The 17,493-nt window shown below is 46.7% G+C and carries 15 protein-coding genes; 14 read left to right on the forward strand and 1 reads right to left on the reverse strand.

From position 1 onward, the window contains the following. Positions 1-137 precede the first annotated feature (137 nt). The 6 genes from VJ374_RS05475 to VJ374_RS05500 all read left to right on the forward strand — a co-directional run bounded on the left by VJ374_RS05475 (position 138) and on the right by VJ374_RS05500 (position 6,471). Entirely contained in the window at positions 138-527 is a 390-nt protein-coding gene (locus VJ374_RS05475) for a CidA/LrgA family protein (protein WP_329470448.1), read from the forward strand. Next, positions 520-1,203 carry an LrgB family protein gene (locus VJ374_RS05480; RefSeq protein WP_290772474.1) on the forward strand — a complete coding sequence of 228 codons (684 nt, stop codon included), beginning with the start codon at positions 520-522 and terminating at the stop codon, positions 1,201-1,203. Before VJ374_RS05475 ends, VJ374_RS05480 begins: the two co-directional genes overlap by 8 nt. A 99-nt stretch (positions 1,204-1,302) precedes the next feature. Further along, positions 1,303-1,827, forward strand: coding sequence for an AAA family ATPase (locus tag VJ374_RS05485; RefSeq protein WP_329470451.1), 525 nt, complete (start codon positions 1,303-1,305; stop codon positions 1,825-1,827). Positions 1,828-1,928: 101 nt separating this feature from the next. Next, on the forward strand, positions 1,929-3,968 hold the full coding sequence (locus tag VJ374_RS05490; protein ID WP_035408821.1) for an ATP-binding protein: 2,040 nt from the start codon (positions 1,929-1,931) through the stop codon (positions 3,966-3,968). Positions 3,969-4,205: 237 nt separating this feature from the next. After that, on the forward strand, positions 4,206-6,035 hold the full coding sequence (locus VJ374_RS05495) for an anaerobic ribonucleoside triphosphate reductase (RefSeq protein ID WP_329470453.1): 1,830 nt from the start codon (positions 4,206-4,208) through the stop codon (positions 6,033-6,035). After that, entirely contained in the window at positions 6,007-6,471 is a 465-nt protein-coding gene (locus tag VJ374_RS05500; RefSeq protein ID WP_035408815.1) for a 4Fe-4S single cluster domain-containing protein, read from the forward strand. Before VJ374_RS05495 ends, VJ374_RS05500 begins: the two co-directional genes overlap by 29 nt. Before the next feature lie 40 nt (positions 6,472-6,511). Here VJ374_RS05500 and VJ374_RS05505 read toward each other — a convergent pair whose 3' ends face one another. Next, complete coding sequence (locus tag VJ374_RS05505; RefSeq protein ID WP_035408812.1) at positions 6,512-7,984, reverse strand: DHA2 family efflux MFS transporter permease subunit; 1,473 nt, start codon at positions 7,982-7,984, stop codon at positions 6,512-6,514. Positions 7,985-8,146: 162 nt separating this feature from the next. Between VJ374_RS05505 and VJ374_RS05510 the strand changes: the two genes are divergently transcribed. The 8 genes from VJ374_RS05510 to VJ374_RS05545 all read left to right on the forward strand — a co-directional run bounded on the left by VJ374_RS05510 (position 8,147) and on the right by VJ374_RS05545 (position 17,461). Next, on the forward strand, positions 8,147-9,055 hold the full coding sequence (locus VJ374_RS05510; protein ID WP_035408809.1) for a TetR/AcrR family transcriptional regulator: 909 nt from the start codon (positions 8,147-8,149) through the stop codon (positions 9,053-9,055). A gap of 72 nt (positions 9,056-9,127) precedes the next feature. Then, on the forward strand, positions 9,128-10,570 hold the full coding sequence (locus tag VJ374_RS05515) for a SulP family inorganic anion transporter (protein WP_329470457.1): 1,443 nt from the start codon (positions 9,128-9,130) through the stop codon (positions 10,568-10,570). Positions 10,571-10,823: 253 nt separating this feature from the next. After that, complete coding sequence (locus VJ374_RS05520; RefSeq protein ID WP_329470458.1) at positions 10,824-11,219, forward strand: hypothetical protein; 396 nt, start codon at positions 10,824-10,826, stop codon at positions 11,217-11,219. Positions 11,220-11,480: 261 nt separating this feature from the next. Continuing rightward, the gene (locus VJ374_RS05525) at positions 11,481-12,305 is read left to right on the forward strand and encodes a fumarylacetoacetate hydrolase family protein (RefSeq protein WP_035408799.1); all 825 of its coding nucleotides are present in this window, start codon (positions 11,481-11,483) and stop codon (positions 12,303-12,305) included. Positions 12,306-12,592: 287 nt separating this feature from the next. Continuing rightward, the gene (locus VJ374_RS05530) at positions 12,593-13,339 is read left to right on the forward strand and encodes a DeoR/GlpR family DNA-binding transcription regulator (RefSeq protein WP_035408796.1); all 747 of its coding nucleotides are present in this window, start codon (positions 12,593-12,595) and stop codon (positions 13,337-13,339) included. Beyond that, a complete protein-coding gene (gene pfkB / locus VJ374_RS05535; RefSeq protein WP_035408794.1) occupies positions 13,336-14,256 on the forward strand; it encodes a 1-phosphofructokinase in 921 nt (306 codons plus the stop codon). Before VJ374_RS05530 ends, pfkB begins: the two co-directional genes overlap by 4 nt. A gap of 17 nt (positions 14,257-14,273) precedes the next feature. Next, a complete protein-coding gene (locus tag VJ374_RS05540; protein ID WP_035408791.1) occupies positions 14,274-16,208 on the forward strand; it encodes a PTS fructose transporter subunit IIABC in 1,935 nt (644 codons plus the stop codon). A gap of 107 nt (positions 16,209-16,315) precedes the next feature. Next, positions 16,316-17,461 carry an FUSC family protein gene (locus VJ374_RS05545; protein WP_023467731.1) on the forward strand — a complete coding sequence of 382 codons (1,146 nt, stop codon included), beginning with the start codon at positions 16,316-16,318 and terminating at the stop codon, positions 17,459-17,461. Positions 17,462-17,493 lie beyond the last annotated feature (32 nt).

Genomic DNA, 17,493 nt, shown 5'->3' on the forward strand with positions numbered 1-17,493 from the left:
TTTTGTTTGTACTATTACAAAAAATACGTGGATTCTCATGAGAACGGTTACTTCACTTGATTAATCAGATTTCATTGATTGTTAAGGAAAAGAGGCGGATAATAGGACCCGAAACTGTTAACAAGGGGACCTTTATCATGCTGTCACGCGTTATGCGTATTATTCAAATCATTGCTCAAATCGCACTCATTTTTTGCTTTTCACTCAGTGGGGACTGGGTGAGCAAAACCTTTCAATTACCATTACCCGGTAACATCATCGGCTTGATTCTACTGTACCTGGCGTTAAAAAGCCGTCTGATTCCGCTTGTGGCCGTCGAACGGGGCGGGACATTTCTTCTGTTCGTCATGCCATTGTTCTTTGTTCCAGCACTGTCCGGAATCATGGATTATACCGCATTTCTCCGGACATCCGGTTTACAGATCGTATTGATCGTCATCGTCAGTAGCCTTCTGACATTAGTCGGATCAGCATATATCGTTGATCGACTAGCACACCGAAAAGAGGCGGTGACACGACATGAATGAGGCACTGTTTTGGATCATCCTGTCAATTGCATTGTTTAGTATCGCAATGTTCATCTATCAACGTTATCCTCGTGTCTGGACGTTACCAATCCTGACGGTAACGGCAGTTTTGATCTTAATTCTCGTCTGTTCTGGAGTCTCACACGCAGAATACATGCAAGGTGGACAATATCTATCGAAGATGCTTGGTCCGGCAATCACGGCATTTGCGATTCCGCTCTACCGCGTCCGGCATCACGTTCGGCGTTTTCTACCAGAAATCGGACTTGGTGTTTTGCTTGGAACATGTATTGCCATGAGCTCTGATTTGTTACTTGGTCTATTGCTTCATCTTGAGCGGACAACGAATCTTGCTCTGTTACCGAAGTCGGTCACGTTACCCGTCGCCTTGGCAATTTCACAAAAAGCTGGTGGGACGACGACGCTGACGGCTGCCTTCGTTTTATTGACGGGGTTAACTGGATCGATCGTCGGTCCGAAGCTCATGACGGGATTAAAGATTCGCCACTTCGTCAGCCGTGGGGTCGGTTTAGCATCAATCGCTCATGTCATGGGCGCGACGAAGTCGATGAGTCTCGATCAACGGGAAGGAGCGGTCGGTCTATTGACGATGGTCTTGACGGCCGTCTGTGCCAGTGTCATCGCACCGGTTTTAATCACATGGTTATATGGGTGAACACTCTGTTCTTTAGCAGAGTGTTTTTTTATCGTCGATTGAAACTTGTTGACCGTTTTAGCAGTATAGTACAACAAAAACAGGATGGAGGAGAACAAGATGATCATTTGGATTAACGGTACGTTTGGTGTTGGTAAGACGACCGCAGCAAACGGATTACAACAACGCTGGAGCGGCTCACACATTTTTGATCCGGAAGAGACGGGTTATTTTTTACGAGCACAGCTGCCGACAAACAAAGATGACTTTCAGGATGAGCCGTTATGGCGCACGTTCAACCGTCAGCTCCTCGAACAGCTCGATACGGAAGAAGCGCGGATCATCGTACCGATGACCTTAACAAATCCGGCGTACTTTCAGGAAATCATCGGGACGTTACGAGCGAACGGTCATGACGTCCGTCATATCGCCTTGATGGCGAAGGAGACGACTGTCAAACGTCGGTTGATTAGCCGCTTCGAGCATCCGAATTCATGGGGTGGTCAACAGGCAGAACAACGCTTACGTCAACTGACCGATCCATTGTTCAGTCAACAGATCGAGACGGATGATCTGACGAAAGGACAGATCGTCGATGCGATTGCCCTCGTGACCGGGATTGGACTCTCGCCTGCCCGACCATAAAGGATTCAAGAAAGATGTTTCCGGGAATCATTAGATGATAATAGATGAGGAGGAAACAATCTTGAACGAAGGGCAACTTATTGCTAGGAGGATTTATGAATATGAAACACTGGATGACTGAGAAATTGGGCAGACAGTTGATGGCAATTTTTTATAGTGTCTTTGCACTAAGTGTCATCACATCGGTTGCCAGTTATTTATACGTGGACAATGCAGACGGTCGGACGAAGGAACAAGTACTCGATCAGTTACAAAAGACACAATGGTTTTGGTTTTTGAACTTGATGGTTTTTTTATTTTGTCTATTGTTCATCGTCCGTCCGTTGATTCATCGTGTGACATCACAGCTCCGCGAATTGAATGTCAAAAGTCGTCGTCTTGCGGAAGGAAAGTCTATTTCGCTCGAGCATGATGTCGACAGCCATAATGAAGTCGGTCAATTGACGGCATCGTTTTACCAGATGGCACGGTCGATCTCATCACAACATGCGGAACTGTCAGCAAAGAATCAAGAAATGAAACGCAATCAGGAAGTACTGACGCAAAAGCAGGACGAACTTGAGCACGCTTTGGAAGTGACCCGGACGAACGAGTTGCATCTACAAGATCGGAACGAATTAATCGAAACACTTGCCTCAAAAGAGAGTTTATTTGATTATTCTTCTGTCATCAGTACGATCGTCCGATTGACGAAGACGGAATTTGGTGCCCTGTTGCTGATCAAAAATAATGAGATCGCCCAAGTCGTTCCTAAGGAGATGACGGAGGATCAGCAGGAGAGCTTAAAAACAGAATCATTGCTGCTGAAACGAGTCATGATTTCAAAGGAAACCGCACATTCCTCAAAAAAGGTCGCGAACGACGATCTCATCAAGTATCCGTATCACGTCTATGAAGGTGTTATTCCGATCATGGATCCGGCAAAAGAAGAATTGATTGCCTGTCTCTATCTAGCAAGGTTTGACGCACCATTCAACCAACAGGATCTAGCGGAACTGGAATCGTTCTCGAAACAAATCGCGATCTCATTGATGCGGATGTCACTCTATGAACAGATGGAATACGAACGAAAAGAGACGGCGCAACTGTTGAATTCCGTTCGGGAAGCGATTCTTTATATCAAACATGAGGAAAAGACGATCTTAGGGAATCAGGCATTATTTGATATCTTCCAGTCGTTACAGGTCGAGGAAGATAATGACTCAATGACGTTTCTTGAGGTCCAACCAGAGACGATGTTCGAGCAGATGGACCAGAAAGAAGCTTTTGAAGCGTACTTTGAAGAAGTTTTATCGGGTGAGATCCCTGAGGGCATGTTCTCTTTGTCGATCGACCAGGGTGAATATTTCATTCAAGTTTATGCCGAAGCCATCGCGCATGGAGAACAGTCGAAGGGAACGATCCTCGTCTTTCGTGACGTCACGGCTGAGACAGAGGTTGATCGGGTCAAATCAGAACTCGTCTCGACGGTTTCGCATGAACTTCGAACACCGCTCTCTTCGATTTATGGCTTTACGGAGCTGATGTTGAAACGGGATCTGGATCCCGAGCGGAACAAGCGATACTTGCAAACGATTCATGATGAATCGAAACGATTGACCAATCTTGTCAGCGACTTCTTGAACGTCCAGCGGATGGAGTCAGGAAAGCAAGAGTATGACAAACAAATCTTTGATCTGAAAGAAATCGTCAAGGAACAAATTCAGTTTTATCAAGCAGCGACGGAACAACATAGTCTGCAGCTTGATTTGAATGACGAACAGGACTTTATGGTCGAAGCAGATGCGAACAGTATGAAACAGCTACTTGGAAATCTATTGAATAATGCAGTCAAATACTCACCGGACGGTGGGGATGTCGTTGTGACGCTGACCCATCAGCACAATCAGATTGAACTAAGCGTCCGTGATTTCGGAATCGGGATTCCGAGTCATTCGATGCCGCATCTATTCAGCAAGTTCTATCGTGTCGATAACTCAGACAGCCGAAAAATCGGCGGAACAGGTCTTGGATTATCGATTTGTAAGGAAATCGTTCGAGCGCATGATGGCAACATCGAAGTCGAATCGATCTTGGGAGAAGGGACGGTTTTTCGGGTCAAGTTACCAAGTGCGACGGACGCGTTACTCGAAGCAGAATAAGGAGAAGGAGAGGCAAGCTAATATGCCTCTTCTTTTTTTGTCGTTTTTCGTGTGAGATTCGTCCAATTCAGGAGATCGGCTAAAATGTAGAAGAATCGGGCTTTTACGCAATAAACCGAACAGATTGATGACAAAACGGCTGAAACAGTTGAAAAAATCGTAAATTGTGCAGGGATTGCTAACGTTTCTGTACTCTCGCTATAGTGATTACAAAAAAGCGTGAGAGGAAGAAGAATCATGGAGAGCTTAGAAGCGTTACTCACACCACCGCAAGAGATCGAACAAGAGAATGCAAACATTGATGGCAAAACACCACTTGCGAAGTTACAACGGATTGCTGGGGAAGCAGCACGGCAGATGATGCGACGACATCTCGAAGCGGATGTCTTGCAGGCGCTTGACGACAACATTTTGTATATTCATGACGCCGATTATTATGTGACTGGGACGACGACTTGTGCCCAAATTCCGCTCGGTCAGTTACTCTCAAACGGATTTCAGACAACGCACGGTTCGATCCGTCCGGCGCAAGACATTCGTTCTGCCCTCGCCCTTGCGGCAATCATCGTCCAGGCGAATCAAAACATGCAGCATGGCGGACAAGCCTTCGCAACCTTTGATGATGATTTAGCGCCGTTCGTCGAAAAGACCTATCAACGGGAATGGACGAAACTAAATGACCTCGTTCCGCATTGGAAGCGGCGTAAGCGGGAGCGACATGCATGGCAGGAGACGTATGAAAAAACGTTTCAAGCATGTGAAGCATTCATTCATAATACGAATTCGATGCATTCGCGCGGTGGTGGACAGGTTCCGTTTTTATCCGTCAATTACGGAACGAATACGACGTATGCAGGGCGGCTCTTCCAACGTGCCTTGCTAACAGCGACGGAGCGTGGGCTGGGCAAGGGTGAGACACCGATTTTTCCAATTCAGATCTATAAAGTGAAACAAGGAATCAATCTGTCACCAATGGACCCAAACTATGATTTGTTTCAACTCGCTACACGGGTAACAGGAAAGCGATTGTTTCCCAACTTTGCATTTCTCGATGCACCATTTAATCACCAGGAGCAACCGGGAAAAGCGGAAGTCGCGTATATGGGATGCCGGACCCGTGTATTCGAGGATCGTGGAGACATACCGTCCGTCACAGGTCGTGGTAATTTATCCTTCACGAGCATCAATCTCGTCCGTTTGGCACTCCAGAGTCAAACCGTCGATCAAATGTTCGAAGTCGTCCAAGATACGACAAGACTTGCATGCCGGCAACTCATCGCACGGTATGAGTTCCAGGCAAGTCGAACGGCTGACGAGTTTCCATTTTTATATCAACACGTCTGGAAAGACGGTGAGACGCTAAGAAATACGGATCAGGTAGGTCCGGTCCTCAAACACGGGACGTTAGCGGTCGGCTTCATCGGACTTGCTGAATGTTTGTCCGTTCTGACGGGGAGTCATCATGGTTATTCCGAACTAGCACACCGAATTGGTCTTGCATTGATTCAAGCGATGCGGACGGTAGTCGACAATTTTGGCGAACAGACAGGGTTGAACTTTAGTTTACTCGCAACTCCGGCCGAAGGATTATCCGGTAAGTTCACACTTCGCGATGTCAGTGACTTTGGTGAGATCGAAGGAGTGACAGATCGACCGTATTATACAAATTCCTTTCACATTCCTGTCGATGCGCCCGTGACGATCCGTGAGAAGATTCAACTCGAAGCCCCGTTCCATGCATTATGTAATGGCGGTCATATCACCTATGTCGAGACGGATGGTGCGCTTGCTGGAAATCCGGAAGCAATCGAAGACATCGTTCGTTTAATGGCGGAGGCTGGAATCGGTTATGGATCAATCAATCATCCCGTCGATCGTTGTCTTGATTGCCGAACGGAGCAGACGATCGAGGATCAATGTCCGGTTTGCGGGAGTGGATCGATCGAACGCATTCGGCGCATCACCGGATATCTCGTCGGTACGCTGGACCGCTGGAATGAAGCGAAACGGGCAGAAGAGCAGAATCGGGTGAAACACGATGTTACGGGTCCTCTCGCTTCTTCCTGACTCCGTCGTCGATGGTCCCGGTTTACGAACGGTGTTATTTCTTGCCGGTTGTCCGCATCACTGTGCCGGCTGTCATAATCCGTCCTCCTGGGATCCTGCAGGTGGCGTAGCTTGGACAATTGACGAGACGGTCGCGCGGATTCAAGCAACCGGTCACCGGCGCCTGACGCTATCCGGTGGGGAACCGTTGTTACAAGCAATAGCGCTCTATCGGCTACTAGAACGACTCGGACCAGACTATGAAGTGATCTTGTATACGGGCTATGTGTTGGAAGAGATCATTAAGCACCGAGAATGGCACCCTTTGTTACGCCGACTAGATGGATTGATTGATGGTCCGTTCATCCTATCGAAACTTGACCGAACGACAAGCTTTCGGGGGAGTACGAATCAACGAATGTATGATCGACAGCATTTAAACAAACGTTTGGATTAGACAAAAACTCCCCCATCTTTTTAGACAGGGGAGAATCAAATCATGCATATTTTTGTTCTTGATCGACGGATTCGACGACTGCGAGTGTCGTTGTCCGTCGTTTTTTGATGAAAAACGATAAAATCAAAGCAGCAAGTGCGAGTAACGTCGCGATGAAGAACGTATCATTGATTCCTTCGATCATCGCCTGCATCTGCAACCATTCCGGATTAGCGGCTTCTGGTTGTGAAGCGAGTTCCGGAACGTGATGTTTCGTCCGCGATGTCATGATCGTCACGAGCAGACCTGAACCAATTGCACCCGATACTTGTGACAACGTGTTGTTTAATGCCGTCCCGTGAGGTGTCAAATGTTGCGGAATATGATTCAATCCGTTCGTCATGACCGGCATCATGACCATCGAGATTCCAAGGAAACGTAACGTATACATGATGACGAGGAACGCGTATGACGTATCCGCAGCTAGCTGACTGAATGAGAACGTCGTCAAGACCGTCAGTGATAAGCCGATGATGGCAAGGATGCGAGCACCAAATCGGTCGAAGAGACGACCTGTTATTGGTGACATAATCGCCATAACGATCGCACCCGGTAACATCAAGAGACCAGAGTGAAATGGTGAGATGCCACGAATTGTCTGGATGTAGATCGGCATCAAGATCATCGCGGAGAACATTGACATGTTCAAGACCATTGAAATCCCTTGCGATAAAGCGAACATCGGATACCGGAAAATACCAAACTCAAGCATCGGTTCTTCGAGCATGAATTGACGTATAATGAAGGAAGTCAAACTGATTACACCGATGATCAATGATCCGATGACCGTCCAAGATCCCCATCCGGCAGAACCGGCGGAACTAAATCCATACAACAAACCACCGAAGCCGAAGCTTGAAAGGACGAGTGAGAACAAATCGAGCTTAAGTGAACTTTGAACCGTCTCTTTCTTCAATAAGAAAGCACCCGTGAAGAGTACGAGCAATGCGATCGGTGTGACGAGATGGAACAACATCCGCCACTCATAATGTTCAAGAATCCACCCGGACAATGTCGGTCCGATTGCTGGAGCAAAGGTGATGACGAGTCCGAAGATTCCCATCGCTTGCCCGCGCTTTTCGATTGGGAAACCGGTCAAGAGAACGTTCATTAACAGTGGCATCATGATCGCGGAACCCGACGCCTGCATCATGCGCGCACCGAGTAGAAGCGGGAAGATGTGTGCTTGTCCGGCGATAATCGTTCCGAGTGAGAACAATGTCATCGCCGTCAAGAACAGTTGACGCGTTGAGAACTTTTGGACGAGGAATGCTGACGTCGGAATCATGATTCCATTGACGAGCATATATCCCGTCGTCAACCACTGGGCGGTGCTTGCCTGAATACCGAACGATTTCATGATCGATGGTAAGGCGATGTTGAGTAACGTCGAGTTTAGGACCGCAACGAACGCACCTGCCATGAGGACAGCTAAAATTAAATAAAGTCGTGATGATTGCTTGCTTGATTGCATTTCGTTATGCTCCTTTTGTACTACGAGTCTAAAATGTTAGACTTGAATTCTATGACTGACTTGGCTATCTTACCAGCAGAAGTCGAATGAGTTCAAATTATTTGCTTCATACACTAAAATAAGTGGTTGTCGAACCAATTATGAACAGAAAAGGACAAGACCATGAATCCAAAAAAGAAACAATTATTAGATGCTGCCTATCAACTATTCGTCGAAAAGGGTTATCAATCGACATCCATTCAGGATATTCTCGAACACAGTAACGTTTCTAAAGGGACGTTCTATAATTACTTCTCCTCTAAAAACGAATTATTCATTGATGTCTTTAATACCGTCTTTGAAAAAATGCGGATCGCGCGTAAGGAAATTCTCGTCGGACGGGATGTCTCGGATTACGAGACGTTCATTCAACAAGGAAACTGTTATTTGGAATTGATGCAAAAATATAAACTATATACATTGTTCGAAGAGGCGATTGCTTCGAACGAAAAAGAACTCAAGACGTTCATGGAAAACAATCGTCTTCTTGAGATCGAGTGGACGTTCGAACGATTACGTGATTTATTCGGTCAGACGAAGGAACCGTACCTTCTAGATTTAGCAGTCATTTATACGGGGATGTTGCAATATGCAATGTACTTCTTCCGTCAATCTGAGCCGAACACTCAACCAGAACGGGTCGTCCGCTATGTGTTCAATCGGTTGACGCATCTCGTCGAAGACGTCAGTCGGACGGAGGAACAGTTGATTCCGCCACGATTCCTATCGGTCTGGCTCGATCGTCCACAAGATGAAGTCGTCATCCGGAAGGATTTATTCGAAAAGACGAGCGCACATATGAAGCGTTTGATCACCTTGTCTTCGATTTCCGAAGAATCGAAGGAAGCACATGAAGAAGTTCTCGATTTCATCTATGAGGAATTGCTCGAACGTAAGAAACCGAAAATCCATCTCCTGCGCCGGGCACTCGAGACGATGGATGAAGATCCGGTCTTTGCGGGCCAGGAAATCATGGCGACTTATAAAACGATGGTCGATGAGATTGCCCGCATTCGGACCAAAACTTCCTAAAAAGGTTGCTTTTTGAAACCGATCCAATTACACTGAGATCATTCATGTTAGAAAAGGGGTCTCAATCATCATATGTTTACTCAATGGAAAAAAGAGTGGTTCTTGCAACCAAAAGCGGATTTGTTGTCCGGAATCGTCGTTGCCTTAGCACTCGTCCCGGAAGCAATCGCGTTTTCGCTGATCGCTGGTGTCAACCCGATGGTTGGGCTATACGCTTCCGTTATCATTGCAATTGTCATCTCGATTGCTGGTGGTCGCCCTGGAATGATTTCGGCTGCGACTGGCGCGATGGCACTCGTCGTCGTTCAGCTCGTCAAAGATCACGGTGTTGATTATTTACTAGCTGCCGGTATACTTGCCGGAATTCTACAAATCGCGTTCGGCTTTTTAGGAATTGCCAAGTTATTACGATTCATTCCTCGAGCTGTCATGGTCGGATTCGTCAATGCGCTCGCCATTCTGATTTTCTCGGCGCAATTGCCACAGTTCGAAGGGCAAAACTGGATTATGTATGCGATGGTCGCCGCGTCACTCGCCATCATCTTGTTATTTCCACGGGTTACGAAAGCGATTCCGGCGCCACTTGTTGCGATCACGATCATGACGGTATTAACAGTCGTCTTTTCGCTCGATACCCGTGTCATCGGGGATATGGGACAAATCGAAGCGGCGTTACCAAGCTTCTTCTTGCCAGATGTCCCGTTCTCACTCGAGACGCTTCAAATCATCTTCCCATATGCCTTGTCACTCGCATTCGTTGGTTTGATCGAATCGTTACTGACAGCACGAATCGTTGATGAAATGACGGATACGACGTCGAACAAAGCGATGGAATCGCGCGGACAAGGAATTGCGAACATTATCGCCGGTATGTTCGGTGGAATGCCAGGTTGTGCGATGATCGGGCAATCAGTCATCAATGTCACATCCGGTGGACGCGGTCGCTTGTCGACGTTGACAGCAGGTGTGTTTTTGATGCTATTGATGTTTACGATGAACGATCTATTGATGACGATTCCAATGGGAGCACTTGTCGGTGTCATGTTCTTCGTCTCGTATGCGACGTTTGACTGGGACTCATTCAAGATGCTCAAGACGTCACCGAAAAGTGATTCTGCGGTCATGCTCGCGACCGTGCTCGTGACGGTATTGACGCATGACTTATCGATGGGTGTCCTTGTCGGGATCTTGCTTGCAGCGTTATTATTCGCGTCAAAAATTTCTCGCATCCAAGTCGAGCGTGAGGAGCAAACAGAACGAGTCCGTTATACGATCCGTGGACCGTTATTCTTTGCGTCGACGACTGCATTTGCGGAACAGTTCCAGCTCGATGCTGATCTATCATCGATCATCACGCTCGATTTCTCAGCGTGTCACTTATTTGATGATTCAGCCATCGAAGCGATCGAGAACGTCGTCTTGAAATATGAACGACTCGGCAAAAAAGTTGAATTGGTAGGATTAAATGAAGAGTCTCAGGCTCTTGTTGATCGATTAGCGCAACGGATTGCATAATGAATTTTATCAAAGGGGTAGCATTCCTAGGTACATGGGAATGCTACCCCTTTCTATTATCTTGACGAGTCATATAAGTACTATATATCCGATAGTTGTATGATGTGATAAGGTGTAAACTATTAAAGAAAGTTATCTGAACTAACGTTAAAAATATTAATTAAACTCACTATAATAAATAAACGAGGTTCACTAAATGAAAAATTACCACCTGAATAGAATAATCAATTTAAGGTCGGTCGAAGCATATTTTTTGAGAACTGGTTATTTAACACCACCTATTTATTGCATGATACTGATTGATTATCAACGTCCTAGCACAATTGACGATTTTCCTTATTTAAAAAATATTGATGGAATCTCGGAAGACGAATTCGGAGATGATAATTATATTAAGGCACTCATTATTTCATCTGAGGAAGTTACTCAAGAAACGTATGATGAGTTATGTATAGTGGCGGGTGGGTTTTTAGAGGATAAAGAAGAATGTCGATGGAACTTTGATGTTGAAGTTATTGATGATTTTAAACAAAAAAATAATTTGAACGACATTTTTCCATTACTTCAAAACATATTAGAAAAATACAATTGTTCAATAAACGTTGATCATATTCCTATAGAAAAGTTTAACTTCTTATCGCAAGAATAAACAATTTTAGGATGTTTCAATATTTAAATGTACTATTTGTTCAATATGATTCATGAGATAACTATTTATAACGGATGATTTCATAATTTTTCACCAGATAAAACGAACAACAAGATCGAGGAACGATTGAGTAACATGTATAGATGGTGCTCTATCTTTGAAAATAATAGTAAAATGATTTTAGGACTGAATATAGGCTGAAGAGGTTAGGTGCGACGGGTTATCCGTTTCGCTATACTAAAAATAAAGGGGGCATTTAAGATGAAATGGTTTCGATTTGAGCAAGACGGAAAAGTTGGCATCGGGGTTGAACAACAGGGCACTACATATGATGTAACAGGGCAAGTCTACACCGATTCATTGCTTGAAGTGATTTCACGTGAGTTTGATGTTGATCTTGATTTAGATATCGCACCACTACTTAAAGGGGATGTGCGACAACTCGCACCGTATGTACCAGCACGAAATGTCATTTGCGTCGGCAAGAACTATGCTGATCATATCAAAGAGATGGATACGGCGGGAGCAGGGAAATTCGTCTTGTTCACGAAAGCACCGACGTCGATCGTCGGTCCGTTCGAACCAATCGAACGGCATGCGGATTTGACGAAGCAACTGGATTATGAAGGAGAACTCGCCATCATCATCGGCAAGACAGGGCGTGATCTGACACCAGAAAATGCGCTTGATCATGTGTTTGGCTACAGTATTGTCAATGACGTGACGGCACGGGATTTACAAAAAGAACACGTCCAGTTCTTCCGTGGTAAATCACTCGATGGGTTCTGTCCGTTCGGACCGGTCATCGTCTCAGCGGATAGCTTTGATCCAAGTGACGTCCTCGTCGAGACACGTGTGAACGGACAACTCCGACAGTCAGGATCAACCGCCTTAATGTTGCGTGACGTCGTAACGATTTTAGTGGAAGTGTCACGTGGGATGACGCTTGAAGCCGGAGATGTCATCGCGACAGGAACTCCAGCTGGTGTCGGACATGGTATGAAACCACCGGTCTACCTTCAGACAGGGGATGTCGTCGAAGTATCGATTGAAGGAATCGGTCGTTTACAAAATGAAGTCCAGTGAACGAAGATGACCGAATTGATTGAATTGCATTCACCGCTTTCCAAATTACTTTGGAAAGTGGTTTTTTATTTTGTGAAAATCGTCAAAAATTTAAAAAATGATTGATTTCAAAAAATAAAACAGTCATAAAATGACCGTTTTTGATGTATAATGAAACTATAAGAACGGTTTCATGTCGAAAAAAGTCGTATTTTGAACGTTTTATAAAGAATTTATATAAATTTTGAACGTTTTTGATTGATTTTTATATGTAAACGCTTTATATTAAAGATGCGGAGGGAAACCTTATGTTAACCAAAAAACGCCATCAACTCATCCTTGAGCTTTTAGCCCGAGAAGAAGTCGTCAAGATGCAAAAGATCGTCGAACAAACCGGTGCAAGTGAATCCACGATTCGTCGGGATTTATCACAACTCGAGACAGCAGGTCACCTGCGTCGAGTGCACGGGGGAGCAACAGCAAACCATTTGCAAATTGAAGAACTGAGTTACTTCGAGAAGAGTGATCAGCATGTCGAAGAGAAGGAACGGATCGCGCGAGCGGCTGCCGACCTGATTGAAGACGGTATGTATGTCTATCTCGATGCCGGAACGACGACGCTTGCCATCGTTCCGTATCTCGAAGAGAAGGCGATTACGGTCGTAACGAACAGTCTTCCTCTAGCGAACACGTTACTCTATCACCGTATCCCGACGTTCGTCGTCGGAGGGCAACTCAAGCATTCAACGCAGGCACTCGTCGGTTACAACGCACGTGAAGGAATGTTGATTTACCATTTTGATGTCGCGTTCCTTGGGATGAACGGTGTTCATCCGGCACAAGGTTTCACGACACCAGATCCGGAAGAGGCACTCGTAAAGAAGACAGCGATCGAATTAGCAAAACAATCGTATGTACTCGTCGATGAGACGAAGCTGGATGCGATCAGCTTCAGTCGGGTGGCGTCCTTGCAAGCGGCGACGATCATCACGACGACATCCAGTGAGCAAGCAGCGAAATACAGTCAATACACAGAGGTGGTGAACGCGAAATGATTTATACACTGACACTCAACCCATCAATCGACTATTATGTCACGTTACCGGTATTTGAGGCAGGACAAGTCAATCGTGTCGAACAGGCGGAAAAAGTGGCCGGAGGGAAAGGAATCAACGTCTCTCTCGTCCTAAAAAACTATGAGGTAGAAACACAAGCACTCGGATTCCTTGGAGGAAGTACCGGACAATTCATCCGGACGGAACTCGAGAAACGAGGCGTGTTAACGGACTTCACACCGATTCAAGATGAGACGCGGATCAACGTAAAGATTCGTGCCGATCAAGAATCTGAGCTGAATGCAGCGGGACCGAAGATTCAACCGGAAGAGCTGGAGCATTTATTATCCCGATTCAAGACGATGCAAGCCGGTGACATCGTCGTCTTCGCAGGCAGTATCCCAAGCAGTCTACCGCATGATCTCTATCGTCATATCGCGACGATCTTGAATGAACGGAACGTCCGCTTCGCCGTCGATACGACGAAGGAAGCGATGCTTGAAGTCTTACCGCTCGGTCCATTTTTAATCAAGCCGAATCACCATGAACTCGGTGAAATTTTCGACGTCGAGATTACTTCGAAGGAGATGGCCGTTCCATACGCGCAACAGCTCGTCGAGCGTGGTGCCGAGAATGTCGTCATCTCATTTGCAGGAGACGGAGCACTGCTCGTCAATCGTCAAGGTGCCTACACGGCAAACACACCGGCAGGAAAGCTCGTCAATTCCGTCGGTGCCGGAGATTCACTCGTCGCTGGATTCGTCGCCAGCCACGCGCTCGGCAAATCACCAGAAGAAGCGTTCCGCTATGCGGTAACGACTGGCAGCGCGTCTGCTTATTCCTTCGGTCTTTGTACGAAAGAAGATATCGATCGTCTCCTCGTAGACGTCAACGTCGTTGAACTCATTCAATCCTAAAAGGAGTGTGACTACTCATGAAAATTACTGATCTCTTGACACGTGATACGATTCAACTTGATTTACAAGCGTCATCTAAAGCCGCTGTCATTGATGAACTCGTCAACGTCCTCGATCGGGCAGGAAAACTAAACGATCGCTCGGCATATAAAGAAGCAATTCTCGCACGGGAAGCGCAAAGTACGACAGGTTTAGGAGAAGGTATTGCCATCCCACACGCAAAAACAGCAGCGGTCAAAACACCAGCAATCGCTTTCGGGCGTTCGGCAGGCGTTGACTACGAAGCACTCGACGGTCAACCAAGTCGGTTGTTCTTCATGATTGCGGCGGGTGAGAACGCAGATAATGCACACCTTGAAACACTCTCGAAACTATCCGTTTATTTAATGGATATGAACTTCCGCGATACGATCCTTGCGGCTAAAACGAAAGACGAAGTCATCGCAGCAATCGAAGCGAAGGAACGCGAAGAAGAAGGTCCAGTTGACGTCTCAAGCGACAACGTCGATCAAGACGCACCATATATCCTTGCCGTCACAGCTTGTCCGACAGGAATCGCACACACGTATATGGCAGCTGATGCCCTTCGTCAAAAAGCGGAAGAGATGGGTGTCCGTATCAAAGTCGAGACGAACGGATCGACAGGCGTCAAGAACGGTTTGACACAACAAGATATCAACGATGCGACAGCCATCATCGTCGCAGCGGATAAAGCAGTTGAGATGGATCGTTTTAACGGTAAACACGTCGTTGAAGTACCAGTTGCACAAGGAATTCGGAAACCACAAGAATTGATCAACCGTGCCGTCAAACAGGATGCACCTGTCTACAAAGCAAGCGGTTCAAGCGAAAGCTCAAAACCAGCTCGTGGCGGATTCTACAAACATTTGATGAGTGGGGTATCCGCGATGTTACCACTCGTCGTTGCAGGTGGTCTCTTGATCGCAATCAGCTTCTTCTGGGGTATCAACTCTGCGAACCCAAAAGATCCATCGTACAATGAATTCGCTGCGCAATTGATGACGATCGGGAAAGCCGCGTTCGGTCTCTTGATTCCGATCCTCGCTGGATTTATCGCGATGTCGATCGCTGATAAACCAGGTCTTGCTCCTGGTCTAATCGCTGGTTTCCTTGCAAGCAACGGTAACGCTGGTTTCCTCGGCGGATTGATTGCCGGTTTCCTTGCCGGGTACGTCGTACTCTTGCTTGTTAAAGTATTCAAAGGTCTTCCAGCAGCACTCGAAGGAATCAAACCAGTCTTGCTCTATCCTCTGTTTGGTTCATTCATCACAGGAATGATCATGTTGCTCGTCATCAATGAGCCGATTGCGAAGTTCATGACATGGCTCACAGATTCATTGAACGGACTCAGTGGTGGAAACGCAATCCTCCTCGGTATGCTCGTCGCAGCGATGATGGCAATCGACATGGGTGGTCCAATCAACAAAACAGCATACGTTTTCGGTACAGCTGCTCTTACAGCAGGTAACACGGAAGTCATGGCAGCTGTCATGGCAGGTGGTATGGTTCCACCACTCATCGTTGCCTTCTCATCCACATTGTTCGCACGTAAGAAATTCACGCCGCAAGAACGTGAAGCAGGTATCGCTGCTTACGCAATGGGCGCATCGTTCGTCACTGAAGGTGCGATTCCATTCGCTGCAGCCGATCCACTGCGCGTCATTCCGTCAAGCGTCATCGGTTCAGCGATCGCTGGTGCGTTGACGATCGTCTTCGGCGTCTTGCTCCCTGCACCACACGGCGGTATCTTCGTCTTCCCGTTACTTGATGGTCCATCAGGTACGGTCATGGCAATCGTCGGTTACGCGGGTGCGATCCTCATCGGTTCACTCGTCGGTGCGGCAATCCTATCCTTCCTCAAAAAACCGCTTGTTGACCAATCGGTCGCGAAAGCGGAAATGACAGAAGGAACAGGTACGAAAGCATCATAATTCACCTAAATCTCCTCTCCGTTTTTAAGCGGAGGGGATTTTTTGTTGAATTTTGACGGCTAACGGTGAAGAATAGAGGGCATACTGAATAAGAAGGAGGGATGGACATGGGTGGACAATCCTTACAAATCGGACCACGGACCATTAAGACAGGTCTTGCGGTCATCTTGGCGCTGTTGATCAGTAATCTGTTCAACCTCAGCCCGATCCTGCCTGCAATCTCGGCAGCGACGACACTCCTGCCTTCGGTCTATCAGACATGGAAACAATTTCTCGAGGAAGCAGAAGCCAACTTGATTGGTGCCTTTTTGACTTTACTCGCACTTTGGATTTTAGGGGATAATCCAGCGAATCCGCTCGCGATCGGAATCGTCATCATGGCAGCGATCTCGATTTTGCTAGCCTTTGGTTTCGGGCGGACGATTCCACACGTCGTTTTGATGATCATCGTCATTCTCGAAAGTGTGGCGACAGCGACCGAGCCACTTTGGCAAGTCGTCTTGATCCGTTACTTGCTCGTCATGCTCGGGATCGGCTGTGCGCTTGGCATCAATGCGCTGATCTTCCCGCCGCGCTATGGCAATGTCTACTATCAAAAAGCGACGAAACTCTTCGAAAAGCTGCTCGTCGTCACGCGAGCGATTGCCTTCGAAGGAAAAGTTGCTCCATACCGGGCAGCGATCGATAAAATGTCAAATTCGCTCCTTGAGACACAAAACTTGTTCAACCTACACAAGGAAGAGATTCGAGGAACGCGTCAGAAGCACGCCTCGCTCTTACGGAACCTCTTGATTCTCAAACATATGCAATCGTGCCTCGAACGTGGTGTCGCGACGGCAGAGCGCTTCAGAGAGCGAGAGAAGGCCCTTGACTCGATTGCGGACGATCTTCGGAGTGAATTGTTTTATCACTTGATGCATATCGCACAGCGACAAGAGAAGGTCTTGCTGACATATGATCTCTTGTTGACGGAAGAACCACTCGCGATGGAGGATCTCGTCAAAGAGAACATCGCCTTCGTCAAGCACTCTTTCCTTGACCGCGATGAACTCGAGGAAGAAGTCATCATGGAAATCTTACCGATCGTCGTCTCGATGAATGAGTGGATCCAAGAGCTTGAAGCATTCGAAAAACGGCTCAACGGTGCGCTTCGTCGTCATATCACATCACTGACGATCGAACAAAAATCAGTCCGCGATAAAACATTTAATCGATTTAAACGTAAAAAAGCCATTGACGAAAGTAAAAAGTAAGCGTATAGTCCTCCTTAACGATACTTTACTTG

Origin of the sequence: Exiguobacterium sp. 9-2 (assembly GCF_036287235.1) — a bacterium.
Lineage (GTDB): Bacteria > Bacillota > Bacilli > Exiguobacteriales > Exiguobacteriaceae > Exiguobacterium_A.

Coding starts and splice junctions, on each gene's coding strand:
- VJ374_RS05505 (WP_035408812.1), bottom strand. CDS start 7,984: ATGCAATCAAGCAAGCAATCATCACGACTTTATTTAATTTTAGCTGTC.
- VJ374_RS05530 (WP_035408796.1), top strand. CDS start 12,593: ATGTTAACCAAAAAACGCCATCAACTCATCCTTGAGCTTTTAGCCCGA.
- VJ374_RS05510 (WP_035408809.1), top strand. CDS start 8,147: ATGAATCCAAAAAAGAAACAATTATTAGATGCTGCCTATCAACTATTC.
- VJ374_RS05485 (WP_329470451.1), top strand. CDS start 1,303: ATGATCATTTGGATTAACGGTACGTTTGGTGTTGGTAAGACGACCGCA.
- VJ374_RS05545 (WP_023467731.1), top strand. CDS start 16,316: ATGGGTGGACAATCCTTACAAATCGGACCACGGACCATTAAGACAGGT.
- VJ374_RS05540 (WP_035408791.1), top strand. CDS start 14,274: ATGAAAATTACTGATCTCTTGACACGTGATACGATTCAACTTGATTTA.
- VJ374_RS05480 (WP_290772474.1), top strand. CDS start 520: ATGAATGAGGCACTGTTTTGGATCATCCTGTCAATTGCATTGTTTAGT.
- VJ374_RS05525 (WP_035408799.1), top strand. CDS start 11,481: ATGAAATGGTTTCGATTTGAGCAAGACGGAAAAGTTGGCATCGGGGTT.
- VJ374_RS05515 (WP_329470457.1), top strand. CDS start 9,128: ATGTTTACTCAATGGAAAAAAGAGTGGTTCTTGCAACCAAAAGCGGAT.
- pfkB (WP_035408794.1), top strand. CDS start 13,336: ATGATTTATACACTGACACTCAACCCATCAATCGACTATTATGTCACG.
- VJ374_RS05490 (WP_035408821.1), top strand. CDS start 1,929: ATGAAACACTGGATGACTGAGAAATTGGGCAGACAGTTGATGGCAATT.
- VJ374_RS05475 (WP_329470448.1), top strand. CDS start 138: ATGCTGTCACGCGTTATGCGTATTATTCAAATCATTGCTCAAATCGCA.
- VJ374_RS05500 (WP_035408815.1), top strand. CDS start 6,007: ATGTTACGGGTCCTCTCGCTTCTTCCTGACTCCGTCGTCGATGGTCCC.
- VJ374_RS05495 (WP_329470453.1), top strand. CDS start 4,206: ATGGAGAGCTTAGAAGCGTTACTCACACCACCGCAAGAGATCGAACAA.